The organism is Orenia metallireducens, assembly GCF_001693735.1.
Lineage (GTDB): Bacteria > Bacillota > Halanaerobiia > Halobacteroidales > Halobacteroidaceae > Orenia > Orenia metallireducens.
Window position 1 is genome coordinate 26,350 of the sequence record NZ_LWDV01000007.1, and the last position, 17,632, is coordinate 43,981.

The 17,632-nt window shown below is 32.6% G+C and carries 14 protein-coding genes and 8 tRNA genes; 1 reads left to right on the forward strand and 21 read right to left on the reverse strand.

Features of this window, described 5'->3' with window-relative positions; genetic code table 11:
• Positions 1 to 137: 137 nt before the first annotated feature.
• The 19 genes from U472_RS02955 to U472_RS03045 all read right to left on the reverse strand — a co-directional run bounded on the left by U472_RS02955 (position 138) and on the right by U472_RS03045 (position 15,810).
• The gene (locus tag U472_RS02955) at positions 138 to 773 is read right to left on the reverse strand and encodes a flavodoxin family protein (RefSeq protein WP_068715388.1); all 636 of its coding nucleotides are present in this window, start codon (positions 771 to 773) and stop codon (positions 138 to 140) included.
• Between the two features lie 153 nt (positions 774 to 926).
• On the reverse strand, positions 927 to 1,445 hold the full coding sequence (locus U472_RS02960; RefSeq protein WP_068715390.1) for a nitroreductase family protein: 519 nt from the start codon (positions 1,443 to 1,445) through the stop codon (positions 927 to 929).
• Positions 1,446 to 1,821: 376 nt separating this feature from the next.
• Positions 1,822 to 2,406, reverse strand: a complete 585-nt coding sequence (locus tag U472_RS02965) for an HD domain-containing protein (protein WP_068715392.1) — start codon at positions 2,404 to 2,406, stop codon at positions 1,822 to 1,824.
• Between the two features lie 176 nt (positions 2,407 to 2,582).
• Positions 2,583 to 2,658: transfer RNA gene (locus U472_RS02970), tRNA-Val, on the reverse strand.
• 111 nt (positions 2,659 to 2,769) lie between these two features.
• Positions 2,770 to 2,858 (reverse strand) — tRNA-Leu (locus tag U472_RS02975).
• Positions 2,859 to 2,966: 108 nt separating this feature from the next.
• Positions 2,967 to 3,041 (reverse strand) — tRNA-Cys (locus tag U472_RS02980).
• Between the two features lie 87 nt (positions 3,042 to 3,128).
• A tRNA-Gly gene (locus U472_RS02985) sits at positions 3,129 to 3,204 on the reverse strand.
• A gap of 15 nt (positions 3,205 to 3,219) precedes the next feature.
• A tRNA-Phe gene (locus U472_RS02990) sits at positions 3,220 to 3,295 on the reverse strand.
• A 15-nt stretch (positions 3,296 to 3,310) separates the two neighbouring features.
• Positions 3,311 to 3,387 (reverse strand) — tRNA-Asp (locus U472_RS02995).
• Positions 3,388 to 3,475: 88 nt separating this feature from the next.
• A tRNA-Val gene (locus U472_RS03000) sits at positions 3,476 to 3,551 on the reverse strand.
• Between the two features lie 132 nt (positions 3,552 to 3,683).
• Positions 3,684 to 5,120: a PepSY1/2 domain-containing protein gene (locus U472_RS03005; RefSeq protein WP_068715394.1), complete on the reverse strand. Its 1,437-nt coding sequence runs from the start codon at positions 5,118 to 5,120 to the stop codon at positions 3,684 to 3,686.
• Between the two features lie 11 nt (positions 5,121 to 5,131).
• A complete protein-coding gene (locus U472_RS03010) occupies positions 5,132 to 5,611 on the reverse strand; it encodes a cell wall hydrolase (protein ID WP_068715396.1) in 480 nt (159 codons plus the stop codon).
• 69 nt (positions 5,612 to 5,680) lie between these two features.
• The gene (locus U472_RS17145; protein WP_245684728.1) at positions 5,681 to 5,821 is read right to left on the reverse strand and encodes a hypothetical protein; all 141 of its coding nucleotides are present in this window, start codon (positions 5,819 to 5,821) and stop codon (positions 5,681 to 5,683) included.
• A 508-nt stretch (positions 5,822 to 6,329) separates the two neighbouring features.
• A complete protein-coding gene (locus U472_RS03020) occupies positions 6,330 to 7,007 on the reverse strand; it encodes a hypothetical protein (RefSeq protein WP_068715399.1) in 678 nt (225 codons plus the stop codon).
• 217 nt (positions 7,008 to 7,224) lie between these two features.
• Positions 7,225 to 8,733: a glucose-6-phosphate dehydrogenase gene (gene zwf, locus U472_RS03025; RefSeq protein WP_425415761.1), complete on the reverse strand. Its 1,509-nt coding sequence runs from the start codon at positions 8,731 to 8,733 to the stop codon at positions 7,225 to 7,227.
• Complete coding sequence (gene gnd, locus U472_RS03030; protein ID WP_068715402.1) at positions 8,699 to 9,595, reverse strand: phosphogluconate dehydrogenase (NAD(+)-dependent, decarboxylating); 897 nt, start codon at positions 9,593 to 9,595, stop codon at positions 8,699 to 8,701. Before gnd ends, zwf begins: the two co-directional genes overlap by 35 nt.
• A 228-nt stretch (positions 9,596 to 9,823) precedes the next feature.
• On the reverse strand, positions 9,824 to 12,721 hold the full coding sequence (locus tag U472_RS03035; protein WP_068715404.1) for an alpha-amylase family glycosyl hydrolase: 2,898 nt from the start codon (positions 12,719 to 12,721) through the stop codon (positions 9,824 to 9,826).
• Between the two features lie 736 nt (positions 12,722 to 13,457).
• Positions 13,458 to 14,786: an FAD-dependent oxidoreductase gene (locus U472_RS03040; protein ID WP_068715406.1), complete on the reverse strand. Its 1,329-nt coding sequence runs from the start codon at positions 14,784 to 14,786 to the stop codon at positions 13,458 to 13,460.
• Positions 14,787 to 14,964: 178 nt separating this feature from the next.
• On the reverse strand, positions 14,965 to 15,810 hold the full coding sequence (locus tag U472_RS03045; protein WP_068715408.1) for a spore germination protein: 846 nt from the start codon (positions 15,808 to 15,810) through the stop codon (positions 14,965 to 14,967).
• A gap of 470 nt (positions 15,811 to 16,280) precedes the next feature.
• On the opposite strand from U472_RS03045, the gene U472_RS16695 reads away from it, so the two are divergent.
• Positions 16,281 to 16,499: a hypothetical protein gene (locus U472_RS16695; protein ID WP_218059029.1), complete on the forward strand. Its 219-nt coding sequence runs from the start codon at positions 16,281 to 16,283 to the stop codon at positions 16,497 to 16,499.
• A 145-nt stretch (positions 16,500 to 16,644) separates the two neighbouring features.
• Here U472_RS16695 and U472_RS03055 read toward each other — a convergent pair whose 3' ends face one another.
• Both U472_RS03055 and U472_RS03060 read right to left on the reverse strand, forming a co-directional pair.
• A complete protein-coding gene (locus tag U472_RS03055) occupies positions 16,645 to 17,133 on the reverse strand; it encodes a BON domain-containing protein (protein ID WP_068715412.1) in 489 nt (162 codons plus the stop codon).
• Positions 17,134 to 17,504: 371 nt separating this feature from the next.
• Positions 17,505 to 17,591: transfer RNA gene (locus U472_RS03060), tRNA-Leu, on the reverse strand.
• Positions 17,592 to 17,632: the final 41 nt, after the last annotated feature.

A 17,632-nucleotide genomic window follows, 5' to 3' on the forward strand; every position in this document is an offset into this window, starting at 1 on the left:
ATATTATATGTTATTTTTAATACTTATATACTGCTAAAGGAAGTGGGATAAAAATTATAAAACTTTTGTTATCTTAATTTTTAGATTTTACTAATTATTAGTTACCAGTCTCTAATAACCAATCCTTTCTATCATGCTTATCTAATAAAATTCATAAACTCTTTAGCTTCTCTTTCTGGTGCTTGAACCTTACCTTTTCCACTTTCAACCAACTTCATTAACCAAGCCATATTCTTTCCAAGTATCCTCATAATCTGTACACCTTCTTCATCCTCTAGAGCTTCCCCAGGTCTTGTACCATGAATAACATTCCAATAATTTGAAGTTGGCATAACCATTTCTGAATAATTGATGTAATTATTTAGTTGATTAAAGGTTGGTAACCCACCTGAACGTCTAACAGCCACAACAGGTGCTCCTACTTTATGCCTTAACATCATACCATTAAAACTTGTTACATAAAAAGCTCTGTCTAAGAAACTCTTCATAGTGCCTGCAATTGCTGAATAATGAACTGGGGAACCTAAAATAATACCATCTGCTTCCTTCATCTTCTGAATCCACTCATTAACAGGATCATTAGCAATTGCACACTTCTCATCTTGATTCTTAACACATTGATTACAAGCAATACAACCTCTAATTACCTTATTACCTACTTGAATAATCTCTGTTTCTATCTCTGCTTTATTAAGCTCATCAGCAACTATTTTTAGTGCATGATAAGTATTTCCTTCTTGATTAGGACTTCCATTAAAAGCTACTACCTTCATAAGTTATACCTCCATTTATATAGTTTTTTATTTATAACTTAATTAAGCCATAATTATAACCAAACAGATCAATATATTAATCTATATTAAAAAATCTGAATATACCGTGCTATATTTTATCTTAAATCATTGAATTTATCATATTAAAAAAATTTAAAAGGTTTCATAATAGACTGTCTCTTCTAAAGGCTTTCTAGTTTGGTTGTGTCTATCAGGTGACACCTCTTCTCCCTCTGCATACCCTATAACCAAAATATTAATAGGCTCAATATTCTCTGGTATATTAAACTCTTTTCTTATAACTTCTGGATCAAAATAACAGACCCAGACTGTTCCAAGTCCAAGCTCAGTAGCCTGAAGCATCATATGGTCAGTAACTATACTAGCATCAATATCTGCTGTATCCATATTATCAAAGGGTCTTTTCCAGGTCTTATCATGGTCTGCACATACTATAATAGCTAAGGGAGCACCAAATATTTTTGCTCCTTTACTAAGTTTAGCTAAGCCTTCTTCTGTTTGTACTACAACAAGACGTTGAGGCTGACCATTTGTAGCTGTAGGAGCCACTCTACCTGCTTCCAATATTTTAAGCAATTTCTCTTCTTCAACCTTCTTTGAGCTATATTTTCTTGCAGAATATCTCTTTTTAGCCAATTTTAAAAATTCCATAATTTTATCCCCCTTATATTATCTTTTTCTATATATAACTTTGTAATAAGCTAATTACAATCATTATGTAAAACTAATATACCATATTACTATCCTAACAAAATTTCTTGAATCCTATTCTATTTAACTCAGTTTAATTAAATTAGTTTAACTGTAATTTTTCTTATTACAATTAAATCAAAAAAATTAATTTAATCATAATCATTAATTTTAATTAAATAAATTAATGAAAATTTCACTCTATTAATACGATATAATTATACAGATTATATTTCTTCTTGTCAATATACTTAAAAATAAATATAGAAAATTGATTTAAAAGGTAGAAAACATACTCTGTTGCTAGAGCATACTCTCCCCTTTTATCTGTTAAGACTTAGGCATTTACCTCTTTGTGAGCAAAGAGGTATTTAACCGCTAGCTTAAACTGCTCATACATCTTAACACCTTCAAGTTGATTCAAACTATCAACTAAGCTCTCATAATACCATTTCTGCTTCTTATACCCTCTATTAAAGATAGTCCAAAGCTCATCTCCAATCTCATCATAATCTCTAATCATACTTCTAATATTGGCTAATTTATCAGCACAAGCAATATATTTTATGTCAATATCATTAATAGTTTTTAAATAGTTGATTGTATGTTCTTTTCTTTCTTCCCAAGGAGTACTCTCCCTATCTTCTAACTCCTCTGAGGCACCTATAACCATTTCAGTTATTCTACTATTGAAGATACCTTTTAATTCTTCTTCAGTTAGATCTGTATCCTCAAGGGTATCATGTAATAAAGCAGCGGCTATTACCTCTTCTTTAGTACCATTTTCTTGAAGAATCATAGCTACTTCCACAGGATGTATAATATAAGGAGTATCTTCTTTACCTTTTCTCATATCTCCATAATGGGCTTTGGCAGCTACTTCTAAAGCCTTAGCTATTAATTTGTTTTTGTTTAATTGCATAACATCAACCAACCTCCTTGTTATAAAATTAGATTATATTAATAGTATTAAGCCTTATCTAACTTATTTCACTAAAATAATTAATTTTCCTTTTATTTCACTTTTACTTTCTTACATCTTACTATTTATATTTCCACAAAAAATAAAAAAACACTCTTCTTTTTGAGTGTTATAAATGGTGGGGATAAGCGGTCTCGAACCACTGACCTCTACGATGTCAACGTAACGCTCTCCCAACTGAGCTATATCCCCACAATATTAAATTAAAAAATTGATAATGTACAATTATATATTAAAAAACAATTAAAAGTATTTAAAGACCTTTAATTGTGAATTATTAACTGTTCATTGTCAATTAAATAATGGTACCGAGGGTCGGACTCGAACCGACACGGGAGTTAAATCCCACCGGATTTTAAGTCCGGTGCGTCTGCCTATTCCGCCACCTCGGCAAACTGCTAATTTACAATTAGCAATGTACAATCTACAATTAAATTCAATTTTTTAAGCTCTTGACTATTAATTGTTCATTGTCAACTGTACATTGACAATTGTTTTTATGGAGGCGGCACCCAGATTTGAACTGGGGAATAAAGGATTTGCAGTCCTCTGCCTTACCACTTGGCTATGCCGCCCTACTTTTTTGAAAAAAAATTAAAGATGCGACGTTTCGATGACTTAGCATCGAAGGCTACCTTTCGTATTTAAATCAAGGTTTTCGATGGAGCGAAAGACGAGACTCGAACTCGCGACCTTCTCGTTGGCAACGAGATGCTCTACCAACTGAGCTACTTTCGCATGTTTTAAAATAGATGGTGGCAAAACCCGGACTTGAACCGGGGACACGAGGATTTTCAATCCTCTGCTCTACCAACTGAGCTATTTCGCCAAAATCAAATTTAAATGGCGAGGATGACGAGACTCGAACTCGCGACCTCCGGCGTGACAGGCCGGCGTGGTAACCAACTCCACCACATCCCCAAATTATTAGTTAAGAGTGAAGAGTTAATAGTTTTAAAAGAAAATTTATAACTATTAATTTTTAACTTTTAATTCTTAACTGAATAATTGGTGGGCGAAACAGGACTTGAACCTGTGACCCCCTGCTTGTAAGGCAGGTGCTCTCCCAACTGAGCTATTCGCCCTTAACACAAATATTATTATATACAATCTTATTAGATACGTCAAGATTTTTTTATAAAAAAGAAATGGAAATTTAAACCTAAGATTAGCTGATATTTATCAATCCTAATCTTAGGTTTAAATTAAATTTTAATCTACTTTACATTTTTATAGAAATCATCATCAACACCATGTACTACTTCTTCTTTTCCTGTAATTGCATTGATATGAACTCTATAATTTGCATCCCCTTGTCCATCTCCTATTTCACCAATGAACTCATAGCATAATACTTCTTTTCCACCATGGGTATCTACAACCAATCTTTCATGGGTTATATTTAAGTTAGAACTTATCTTCTTTTTAGCTTCTTCCATACTGAGTTTAGGTATTAGCATACTCTCTGGCCTATTTTTATGATGTAATAGGTACTCTATACCGTTAAAACCTATCACTTCACCATTATCCATTGCTACCTCTGTACTTACTGAGTCTGGACTGATGATTACATCATACTGTCCAACCTTCTGTACAGGAGCAAGTACAACCATAGCAATATCATTGAAAGGCTTACTTGATACAACCTCCATATGCTCATATCCATTATTCTTCAAAAACTCTTTAGCTTTGGCTTCAGCTTGCTCTTCAGTTATCTTTTTATCTTTAGTTGCACGACGATTTAATAAAGAGATGACTTGTCCACCCTTCTTACTGACATCGATATAAACTATCTCATTCTCATTATTCTTATTTATTGCTTGAATTGAATGAGCAGGTAAATGAGTTTCAATAGTTCTACCATTAACTTTAAGCTGCTCTTTGTTTATAATATTATATCTATACTGTTCAGGGTTATTAATAAATCTTTTGGCTGTTTGAATTGCTTGTTTTTGATTTACATTTTTACCTTGAATCTCTGTTAGAGCTAAGGTTACATCTCTGTCCTTTAATTCTATACCCCCATCAGGAAATATCGCTTCTAATTCTTTTTGAATATCATCTAGCTTCAAACTCTTATCAAGCTCTACTAAACCAGCCAAGGGACTGGCAGAGTATTCTTGATCAGCATCTGAGTCCATCTTTACTCTTTTCTTATCATACCATTTAAAGTTCTTCTGCATCATCTTATCATGAATACCCTCTAAATTCTTATTTGCTACCATAACATTTTTATAAAAAGACTCTAACATCTTCTTATCTTTATCACTTAATCCACCATTGACAACCTTCTTATCCAAGTGATTTGTATATTGTAATATCCTATGTAGCATGGATTTAGTATTATCTAATGATTGATCACTAAGAGGAAGTTGTCCAATATCTTCTTGGGCGGAATAAGCTGAACGCCAAATGTTAGATAAATTTACAGACAAGTTATCAGCAGCTTGTGCTACCATGACTGTTCCTAACTCCGATTCTAAAGCATCTATATGATGATTTAGACCTTGAAAAGCATTCTCATATCTATTATTTAATTCACTCTCTAAATCCTTTTGAACATCTTGCATTGCATTATATTGATTATATCCCCAATATCCTACTGCCGCTAAAGCAAACACCAACATAATTATACCTATTGTTCTAAAATCCAAGTTTATCACTCCTATTTAGCAAAGATATGCTTACCTATTCTTCTGACAATCTTACGAGAAAAAATCCAATTAGTTTCTACTTTTGCTGCATTATAATAATAAACAGAACCATAAGTTGGATCCCAACCACGATAAGCTGCTAAAGTAGCTTTTACAATCTGGTCACTTGGAGTTTGTTCCCAGATATGACCTCTAGCTACTGCTGTAAATGCCCACGGTTGATAAATTACTCCTGATATAGTATTAGGGAATCTAGAATCACGAACACGATTCATAATAACCGCTCCTACTGCAACTTGACCAACATACGGTTCACCTCGGGCTTCTGCATCAAGAGTTCTGGCAAATAATTGCATCGTAGGTGAGAGACTATTAAAACTGGCAGTACCGGCTTCACTCTCCTCAATATCTACTTTAGGTTGTGCATAATAAAGAAAGAAACCTGCACCAATTAATACCATAACGATTAAAAACACTGCTAATTTCTTCATTTTTACCTCCTTTATTACTTTATTTTCTCTATTATATTTTGCTTTTAGTCTATCAAATATTCAAAAAAGTTATTCATTTGAACCAATACTTCTTTGTAGAATTTCAGGAGTTTCTGCTAATTCACTTTTATCACCTTCTCCCTCATGAGAAGGTCTTTGTGGAGAAGAGACAACTGTAATACTGTTAAGTAGTATCTCAATTTCTTCCATATTTTCACCTTTTTTATCTTCTTTCTCAGCTCAGCCCTTGGTACAACAATTGTCACTTCATTAGGTTTATCGTAAGCAAAGCATCTTTCTAGGAATATCTCTAGACCATCTAAGTTTAGGTGTATTACATCTTTGTTTCTACAATGACACTCCCTTTTAAATAAATTTAACATCTTTCTTTTTATCTTTTTAACTAAAGAAAAAACTCCCATAACCTACCTCCTTTAAATAGTCTATTAAGATAAAGATTTAGTGGTGAATTATGGAAATTAAATTTCGCTTATTTATATGAATTTTTTATGTAGAAAATGAGACTTAATGGGTATATTGCGACACTTTGACTTCAGTACATATAGGAGAGACCGGTTTTGTATGAAGGGTTAGGGTGAGGTGTGAATTCAAAAAGTGTCGCAATATCTCTCTATTGTATCACTTTCCTTATTAATATAAGATACTTACTATCTTGCATATAAAAAAGAACAGGACCAGCCTGCTCTCTTTAAAACTATTAAAATTTAAGTGCTAAATTAATTCCTGCTCGTAAACCATTTACTCCAATTGCATTATCTTCTTGACTATCAACCAACTTATTTTCATTCCAATTATATACTTCCTTTACATCAATATCTGCTCTTCTATAACCAACACTTCCCATTAGAGCAATATGGTCATTAACTGGATAATCAACTTGAGCTTCTAATAAATAGCCCAATCCATCTCCAGCTACAACAGCTTCATTAAAAGCTCCATCTTCCCAAGAATTATCTTGCATATAGTTCTCTGCAAAGTTATGATTGCTAATACCAACACTTAATCTAATCTCATCACTTAATTTATAAGATAATTTGCCATAATACCCATCTAGATAATATTCAGATAGATAATCTGTTCTACTACTATCAGCGTAGGTTTCAAAAGAAGACCAAGAAGAGCTTGCTCTATCTATTCCTCCTCCTATTCCCCACTTACTACCTAACCAAAAGAGTCCTTCTAAATAAAATCCAGTACCACTATTTAAAGACTCTCTTACCCAATAATCATCATTTAAATTCCCATTATCAATTTCAGAGTAAACAAAGTTATTATATGTAACTCCTCCATTGAACTCTACCCTTTCTCCAGCCATTACTACAGAATTTGAAAAGAAGATTAATCCCATAATCAGTAATAATATCTCTTTTTTCATCAAATCATCCTTCCACCTCTAAAATTTTTACTATATATTGGTATAAATAATTTACTAAAGACTATATCAATTATTTTATATAGTTGGCTTGATAAGAAAGGATACTATAATTATATCAATTATATTTGTGGAATTAAATAGAACTTAATGGAATTTAGATATAATTTATAACAACTATATACAAGTATTTTATTCTGGCTAAAGTATATATCTATCCTTATTCCCACCAGTTGCGATTATCCTTCTCCAGAAGTTCCTCAGCTTCTGTAGGTCCATTACTTCCAGCAGAATAAATTGGTATTTCAGCTTTATTTTCAGCCCACGCCTGAGCTATCTGGTCAACAAATCTCCAAGAATATTCTACTTCATCCCAATGAGTAAAGAGAGTCTGATCCCCGATTATTACACTATGCATTAATCTTTCATAGGCTTCAGGAGAATTAAAACCAACTTGACAGTTTTGGCAGAAGTCCATCTTAACTGGAACAATCTTTGCTTTACTACCAGGTTCTTTAGCATTAAATTCAAAATTAATCCCTTCTTCAGGTTGAATCTTAATTACTAAAAGATTAGGACTTAAATCATTAAATTCTTTCTGATAAGAAGGGTGAAAAGAGGATTTAAACTCTATAATTACCTTTGTTACTTTATTAGGTAACCTCTTCCCAGTTTTGATATAAAAGGGAACTCCGGACCAGCGTAGATTATTTACAAATAGCTTTAAAGCTACAAAGGTCTCTGTACTAGAATCATTAACAACATTCTTCTCATTTCGATAAGCAGTAACCTCTTCTCCATCTATTTTACCTATACCATACTGACCTCTTATCACATAATCATCAACTTGCTCTAACTCCAAATTAGCCAATGTCTTTAAAACCTTTATCTTTTCAGTCCTAATCGACTCTGTACTCATATCTGCTGGAGGCTCCATAGCCGTTAATGCCAAAATCTGTAGCATATGATTCTGAACCATATCTCGCAAGGCTCCAGATTTCTCATAGTATCCACCTCGATCTCCTACTCCAACCTTCTCATTAGAGATAATCTGTATATTATCTATATACTTATTATCCCATATAGCTTCAAAAACTAGATTAGCAAAGCGAATCATCATCATACTCTGTAACATCTCTTTACCTAAATAATGATCAATCCGGTATATATTCTCTTCTGGAAATACCTCAGTTATCTGATTATTCAACTCAGTTGCTGATTCCAAATCATAACCAAAAGGTTTTTCAATAACTACCTTAGGCCAAGATGGATTAGAGAAATCGAGTAAATTATACTTCTCTAAAGACTCTACAATAGTTCCAAAAAATCGTGGAGGCATTGCTAGATAAAATATCCTTCTACTTTTACTTTGATATTTATTGTCTAAATTCTCTAAGGTTTCCTTTAAATCTTGATATCCATCCTTATTTGAGATATCAAAAGACTTATAATAAATCCTTTCCCTCAAGCTACTCCATACCTCTTCTTTTATCTCTCTTTTGACAAATTTCTGTAATGACTTATATATACTTGCTACGTATGCTTCTTGATTATCAACTGACCTCCCAGTAGCAATTATAGAGAATTCTTCAGGTAATAATCCTTGATCTAGCAAATTATAAAAAGCTGGAATTAACTTACGGTGAGTTAAATCTCCTGTACCTCCAAAGATTATAATCTGACAAGACTCCAATTTATCTCTTTTCAACCTTATGACCTCCAAACTCATTTCTTAATGCTGCTATTACCTTACCTGAGAAGGTATCCTCTTGTTGAGAGCGATATCTAACAAAAAGAGAATTTGCAATCACAGGAACTGGCACCTTAAGTTTAAGGGCTTCTTCTACTGTCCATAGCCCTTCACCTGAAGAGTTGATAACCCCTTTTATACCTTCTAACTTTGGATCTTTACTAAAAGCATTTTCAGTTAATTCCATCAACCAACTTCTAATTACAGATCCATGGTTCCAAACTCTTGCAATCTCTTTGTAATCCAAGTCAAAATCACTTGCCTCAAGAATCTCAAATCCTTCTCCAATAGCCTGTAAGATACCATACTCAATACCATTATGCACCATCTTAGTAAAGTGTCCACTCCCCGTTGGACCTGTATGTAAGTACCCTTTTTCTACATTTACATCTTTAAAGACTCCTTCTAGATAAGCAAAGACACTATCGTCGGCACCAATCATCATACAAGCACCATTTCTTGCGCCTTCAACACCCCCACTGGTTCCAGCATCAACCAAATGGATTCCCTTTTGATTTAGGTACTCATTTCTTCTTAAGGTATTATTAAAATTGGAATTACCACCATCTATAATGATATCATCTTCATCTAAAAGTGGTATTAACTTCTTAATTGTATTATCTACTGGATCACCAGCAGGTATCATCATCCAGATAACTCTTCTTTTTGAAAGACTGTCTACTAATTCCCCTATGCTATCAGAAACTTCAATTCCTTCTTTCTGAGCTACTTCTAAACCTTCAGAACTCATATCATACCCTATTATCTGATGCCCGTGATCTAATAAGTTTAATGCCAAATTCTTACCCATTTTTCCTAATCCAATAATCCCAATCTCCATATCATCATCCCCCTATAAACTATTATTGACTCTAATAATCTTCTTATATATATTTTAATATATCTTTATTATTTATACCTTTAAACTATTAAAGATTAAATTAAATATAACATCAAATTAACTATACTGATTCTTATTATCACTATTACGATAAAAGAGAAAATTTTCCTTCATGAATTCAAAATAAGAAGCCCTTGGGATAACCCCAAGAGCTAAAAATTCAGATATTTATTCTACTGTAATAATATTGACCCCATCAATTTCTTCTGCATTGGGGTCAATTTCAGTCTTTAATTCAATAAACTGATACTGATATTGACCTGGTTTTAACCAGAGGCTAATTTCATATGCCCCAGTCTTAGTATTCTCTCTTAAGATAGTATTAAAAGGTTCCCAATCATTCATATCCCCTATTAGCATGATACCATTAATATTCTTATCAGGATTATAACTAAAGATATGTCCTCCAACTGTAACGATACTATTTCGATTACCATCATTACTATATTTAGTAGCTTTAGGATCAGAAATCCAACGCTCTCCACCATTGATGACAAATTTATATTGATATTCACCAGGTGATAAACTTAGAGTTGCTTCATAAACTCCATCACCATCTCTATCAGTCATATCAGTGGCTTGTGGATTCCAGCCATTAAACTCTCCAGCCACTGTCACTCTATCACCTTCATTAACATTCTCTGGTAAATCAAAACTAAAGGTATAATCCATAGTCTCTTTACTATCGCTCTTGGTGATTTGAATTTGATTCTTCTTACCATCAGAACTGAGTGGAGCATCAGGATCTAAAGTATGAGTTTCTGTGACAAATTGATATTTATATTGACCTGGAGTCAACTTCAGCTCAACCTCATAAATCCCATCATTATCTCTATCTTTCATCTCAAGTCCGTCTGCACTATTCCAGCTAGTCATATCCCCTAATAGCAATACTTTGTCTACACTAGGGTCTACTTTATAACTAAATACTACTTTTCTAACATTAAATAACTCTCTTTCTGTAGCTGTACTCTTTAAAATCATTGTTCCATAAGCAGGTATCTTTAAGATATCTGAAGCATTATAATTAGTAGCTGTCAACATTTCATAAGCATCAGCATTTATTGCAATCTCTTGTAATGAATTACTTAAATTATGAATAACAAAGAAATCATAAACATGTTGAGGTGACTCTACTTTATAAATATAATTTGGACCACTGATATCTAGCTTAGTATAGTTTGTACTAGAGAAGAAAGCAGGATTAGATTTTCTAACTCTAATTAACCTCTTATAATGTTCGAAGATACTTTCTTCTATTCCTTGTTGCTCTTCTAAAGAAATTCCATCATCAGCTTTAGTATAAGCCATTGGGTGATAGAATCCACCTTTATCCATTGTGGTCATACCATTACCTGCTGCATCACTATACCAATCAAAAGGCTCTCTAATATTATCATCAGGTTTGGTGCCTATTTGACCAATCTCTTCCCCATAATAGATAAATGGTGTACCTGGTAAGGTCAATAATAATGAAGCTGCCAATTTCATCTTCTCTTTATCAGAACCTAGCTCTGACGCTACTCTGTTCTGGTCATGATTTCTTAAGAAGGTAGCATCAATAAAGTTATCAGAATAACTACTATATTTTGCATGAATCTCTTTTAACTCTTTGATAATATCAATATTTTCTCCATTTGTAACCTCTATCATCCTATCTGCTAAGCTAAAGTTAAAAGAAGCGTCTAAATCTTCAAAGAAGCGTGCCATCTTATCGGTTTCAGCCCAGTTCTCTCCTACTAAGAAAGCATTAGGATTGACCTCTTTTACAGCTGTATTGAATTCCTGCCACCAATTATGGGTTACATCACCATCTTTATCATCGATATGCTTAGCTGCATCCAATCTAAATCCATCTACCCCATCAGAGAAATCTCCATCATTATCTGGATCTAGCCAGAATCTAGCTACCTTTTTCATCTCTGCTCTTACCTCTGGATTCGAGAAGTTTAAATCAGGCATTTCACTCCAAAAAACAGCATGATAATATTCTTTATTAAACCTTTGATACCAAACTCTTTGCCCCCAAGGACCTGCTTCATTTATATCATCAAACTCATCTTGCCAGACATAATAATCTCTATACTGACTTCCTTCTTCATAGGCTGAGCTTTCAAACCATGGGTTTCTACTAGAGGTATGATTTACCACTAAGTCCATAATTACCTTGATACCATTATCATGGGCAGCCTGCAAAAACTCTTGGAATTCTTCTAAAGTTCCATAATCAGGATTGGTGTTATAGTAGTCAACTACATCATAGCCATGATAACTTGGGCTATCATTGATTGGCATCAACCATAATGCATCTACACCTAACTCTTTAAGGTAAGGTATCTTTTCCTTTAACCCTACAAAATCTCCAATCTGATCTCCATTGCCATCATAGAAACTTCTGACAAAAACCTCATAGAAGATAGACTCTCTAGCCCACTTAGCAGGAGCCCAGTTATTGGTATTACCCATCTTCTTAAAGGATAAAACTTTAGTTGAAATAGTATTCTCCCCATTTATAGCCTCTATCTTGTAATAATAAGTCTTATTAGGTGTAAGCCCTTCCATTTTAATACCTTGATTATTATAATTTACATTACTCTTAACCTTCTCTAATTTATCACTACTCTCTCCTAGATAAAGATTAATTCTATTGGCTGGATTGGTCTTAAATAAGAATTTTAGCATATTATCATCGATATCAATATACTGATTGGCATCAACTATAACCATATCCTCTTTATCTAATTTTGTTCGAATTAACTCAACAGTTAATTTTGTGCTTAGGCTCGTTAGGTTTAACTTCTTCTCCTTACTATCATATCCTGATTTGGATATTATAGCTTTTAGCTTTGCCTGCCTAATATCATCAAAAGCTACTAGACCTTGTGAATCAGTCTTAGCAGTTGCCACTCCTTCTAGGTTAACATCAGCATTAGCTACTACCTCTCCAGCTTCATCAACTACTTTGATTACTATTTCAGCTGGATTTTGGAGTAATTCCTCTTCATTACATGCTGAAAAAAGCAGAGTAATCCCTAATAATAAACAGATTAAGATCCTTTTCTTCATTAATATAACCTCCTTGAGCTATTTTAAGTAAATTTCATAATAAATAGCCTTATAGGTTCTTATATAGATTAGTCTATTTTAATAGCTTATAAAACTTACTCATTAATATATATAATTTAACAAAAGTAATTATTATTTTACTCTTATTAAATCTATATCAAATTTTATACAATCTTTCTTTTAAAGTAATTAACTTAATTTCTTCTGAAAAAATCTTTGTGGAAACGTTTTCTAAAGTTGCATAAATCGACTCCCTATTTAGTCTTAATATTCTATCTATGATTTAATTATCCTTTCTTTTTTCTATGAAAAGTTTTTTATTGACTAAAATTATAAAAAATATTTTCAACTTGATATCTTCTTAATAGAGAAAAATATCTACTCATTAGAAAACTAAAATAGCATGTTGCGCTACTTAAGTTTGTAAGTTAGATAGTGACGGTTATGGGGATATTGGGACACTTTTATACCTCATGAATAAAATCTTTTTGTTCCCTCTCTTAAGGTAGGAGAGGGCTAGGATGAGGTCTGAGGTTTTAAATTTATTTCTTAATTCTCAATTTTACATTCTCAATTATCAATTCGAAAAAATGTCGCAATATCTATATATTGTATCAATTTTAATAGTATAAATGGTTAAAAAAAAGATATAAAAAGAGCATCCCTTTAAAGGATGCCCAAAGTTTAATTATTGATGTTATTAAAAAAGCTAGAAGTTTATCTCTACACTAGTATATTACTTAGCATTTAGTCCTGCTAAATTAAGTAGATTCCAGGGTTTATTAAAGTGTGGTTGGAAGAAGAAATCGATAAAAGCTAACTCATCTACTGTCATCTTATTTTGAATTACAACTGACATAGTATTGATAGATTGAGTTAAATCTGTCTCTGACATCAACTGAGCTCCTACAATTCTTTTAGAGCCTTTTTCATAAACTACCTTCAATATGGCCTCATCATATGTAGGCATAAATTCAGGACGATAATTGTCTGTTACCGTTACTGTCTCCACTTCAAGACCAGCTTCCTTAGCTGATAGCTCTGTTAACCCAGTGGCAGCAATATTGTGTTCATATATTTTAATACCTGAAGTACCTTGAGTTCCCATATACTTTGTATTCTCTTCTAGTAAGTTTCTAGCAACCAATGTTCCCATACGGACTGCATTTGTCGCTAATGGGATATATCGATACTCTTCTGTAGGATTATATCTAACTGCACAACAGTCTCCTGCTGCAAATACATCCTTTTTACTAGTACGCATATAGTTATCAACTATAATTGCACCATCATCTAACATATCAACCTGACCTTTAACTAACTCTGTATTTGGCTTAAAGCCAATACACATAATTACTAAATCAGCTTCATATTCACCTTTATCTGTAATTACCTTTGAAACCTTACCTTCACTGCCTTCAAATTTATTGACAGTCTCACCCAATGCCAGAGTTACCCCATGCTCTTTAAAGGATTTTTCAGCAACATCGGTAAACTCTGCATCTAGATATTTGCTCAAAATTCTATCTTCCATATCTATTAGTGTTACATTCTTATTATTTCTTTCAAAGGATTCTGCAAGTTCAACACCTATATATCCAGCTCCTACTACTACTATATTCTTAGCATTTTGAGCTTTCTCAATAATATCATTTGCATGATAGAAATTTTTAGATAAGACTATATTATCTAAATCTATTCCAGCTAAGTTAGGAATAATTGGCCAAGAACCTGTTGTAATAATTAACTTATCAAAATCATCTTCAAAATCTTCTCCACTATCTAAATCTCTAATTTTTAATTTTTTATTATCTATATCTACATTTAATACATCATGACCCATCTTTGTTCTAACTCCTAAATCAGCTAACTCCTCTGGAGAAGAATAGAATAGACCTTTTACATCCTTTACTATACCACCAACATATAATGCGATACCGCAGGATAGAAATGAAATATTATCATTTCTCTCATAGACGGTTATCTCTGCCTGTGGATACAATTTAGCTGCATTAACTATCACAGCAGTACCCGCATGTGTACATCCTATAACTGCTATTTTCACTAATAGCCCTCCTTTTTTAATAATAATGATTGCTGCTATCAATATCATTATACAATATATGGTTTGTCTTTGCAATTGAAATCATTTTAGAGACCGAAAATTGTTATCCGACAACCTACTTATAAATAAAAAATATGCCTTATCTTTTAAAATTATACTTCTAATCAACTTAAAGTTATTAAGCTAAATTACTGATGTATCTGATAATCCGCATAGCAGAACTAGTAATACTTCTTTCATAATAATCATTGGGACTATTTAAAAAGATAGTAAAAGTTACAGGTGCAATTAGCACAAAAGGAATACCGTCTACAATAATAGTAATCCTTCCTTCTAATATACTACAAACAGTCTTATCAACTCTTTCTGTAGCTAAAATCTGAGGAAATATACTCCATTTATGATTCTCTATTAATTGTTCTATTTGAGCACTACCCACTATTCCATCGGTATCAATACTTTTAATTCTAGCTTTAACTTCATCAACTAGTTCTTGATTAATCACCCCTTTAAGATAGACAAGGGCTATATTAGTTCTTGTTTTACGACTTACTTCTAGCAATTCTACTGCCAATTTAGAGGTTTTTGCCCTCTTTCTAATCAAAGATATATTAGTTTTGATCGATTCCACAAAACCTTCACAAAACCCACCAATAGTCTCCTCGGAAGCAGGAGATTCTATATTTCTTGTCTCCCATCCTGTTGTGCCAATCATAAGAGCTTGCTTATATCCTTCAATAAATAATAATGTATTTCCTGATAACAACGAACGTTCTAATTGATTAAAATTACCACTTATTTTCACTTCTAGAGTAGTTACTAGCTTCTCCTTAATCTTCTTTAAATCAATTCTATTATTCTCCTTATTATCTTCCACTTGTAAAGGGCTTAATATATGTTCACCGATTAAATCTCTTTCTGCCATTCCATCAATACATACTAATAATGAGGATGTATTGCTGTTTTCTAAGTAGATATCTCTATATATAAAATCATCACTATTTAAAAATATCTGCTCTAGCACCCTCTTATTTTTATGTAAAGACTTTAAGACTGGAATTACTTAAGGGGAATTTGTATATTCTATATTCTGCTTTATACTCTTAATCCCGGATATTTTTTTGAATTTATCTAATATCATTATTAAGAGATCCTCCATTTAAGATATTAATTAATATTTCTTTTGAGAAGTTACTACTATTTTAACTTCTACCATTATTATCTACATATATAAGATAAATATTATCTATAAAAAGGTATAGCCAAAAATAAACAATTATTAGAAGCACCTCTGATTTATAGTAAATTCTATTATCATCACTTATATTTCCACTAATTTAGTAGTATATAAAATTGATTTCAATGTAAATATTGGATTAATTGTTAACATTTCTAGGGAAGTTTCCATATTATAATAACAAAACCGATGAAAGGAGGAAAAGTTCATGGGAAGATATCGTAGAGACTGGGATCGAGATAGAGATAGGTGGGATCGTGACAGAGACTGGGATCGTGACAGAGACTGGGATCGTGACAGAGACTGGGATCGTGACAGAGACTGGGATCGTGATAGAGACTGGGATCGTGATAGAGACTGGGATCGTGACAGAGACTGGGATCGTGATAGAGACTGGGATCGTGATAGAGACTGGGATCGTGATAGAAGAAGACGATAACTGTGTAAAAAGTAAAGTTATTATCCTTATAATTTAAAATTATAGACAAAAAGCACGTTCTAAAAAATGTGCTTTTGTCTATTTGTTATTTATATTGGTCCTTTATCTTTACTAATTAGCTTAAAATGATGTGAATGAAAGCTATTATACTTTATATTTAATTTCTAACCCTTTTCATGATATCATTCTTCATGGTCATTTCTTACTTGACTATGAAAAATATCCTCATCTATTTCATCATCTACTTTAATCTCATTGATCACTTCAGTTACACCCCGAGCTTTAGCAGCAACTTTAGCTGCTTTCTGTTTTAGCTCTTCATTTTCTACATTTCCTAGTAGGTGCACTACTCCCTTTGTGCTTTTAACTCCAACCTTTCCTTTTAATTTAGGCTCTAATTGAATCTCTTCAGCTACCTCCATATTGACATCTTTATCATTAATCTCTCCATCTGTACTAATACTTATAGCCATATCAACTTCCTTATTACCTACTGCATCCTTTATAATTCTTTCAGCATGTTCTTTTTCACTTAAACTATCGACTATACCAGTTACTGTTACATGATCACCAGCAACATCTACCTTTAAAGCATAAGGCCTTAAATTTATATCTCCATCAATTATTTCTTGTAAATTATTATCTTCAACCACTGAGTTATCATCTTTCATGAACTTCCTCCTTTTAAGCATTATATAGTTTACTAATAGTATTAGAAGGTTTATATATAATTATACTTTCAAGTAATCTTTACCGATTTCTGTTCATTCTAATTAAGGTGAGCTTGGCAATACTGGGTTAAGAATAGCAGGACTACTAGGAACAATCACTATAGGAATAACCTTTAACTATTAAATAATTCTACGTCAAATTTGTATATCTAAAAAAAGCATACTCCATCATCTGGAGTATGCTTCTAAATTTCGCTATTGAGTTATGTTAATATATTTGCCCACATATAACTTAACTATCACTCTAAGCAAATTGCGCTAATATCAAAACCTTGCATTAATTAAAAACAAGGGATTTTTGACTAAAATATTGGTGCCGAGAGTGGGACTTGAACCCACACGGTCAATTGACCATAGCGCCCTCAACACTACGCGTCTGCCAGTTCCGCCATCTCGGCAATTCTTTTATAATTATAACATATTCGATTTAAAAGTCAAT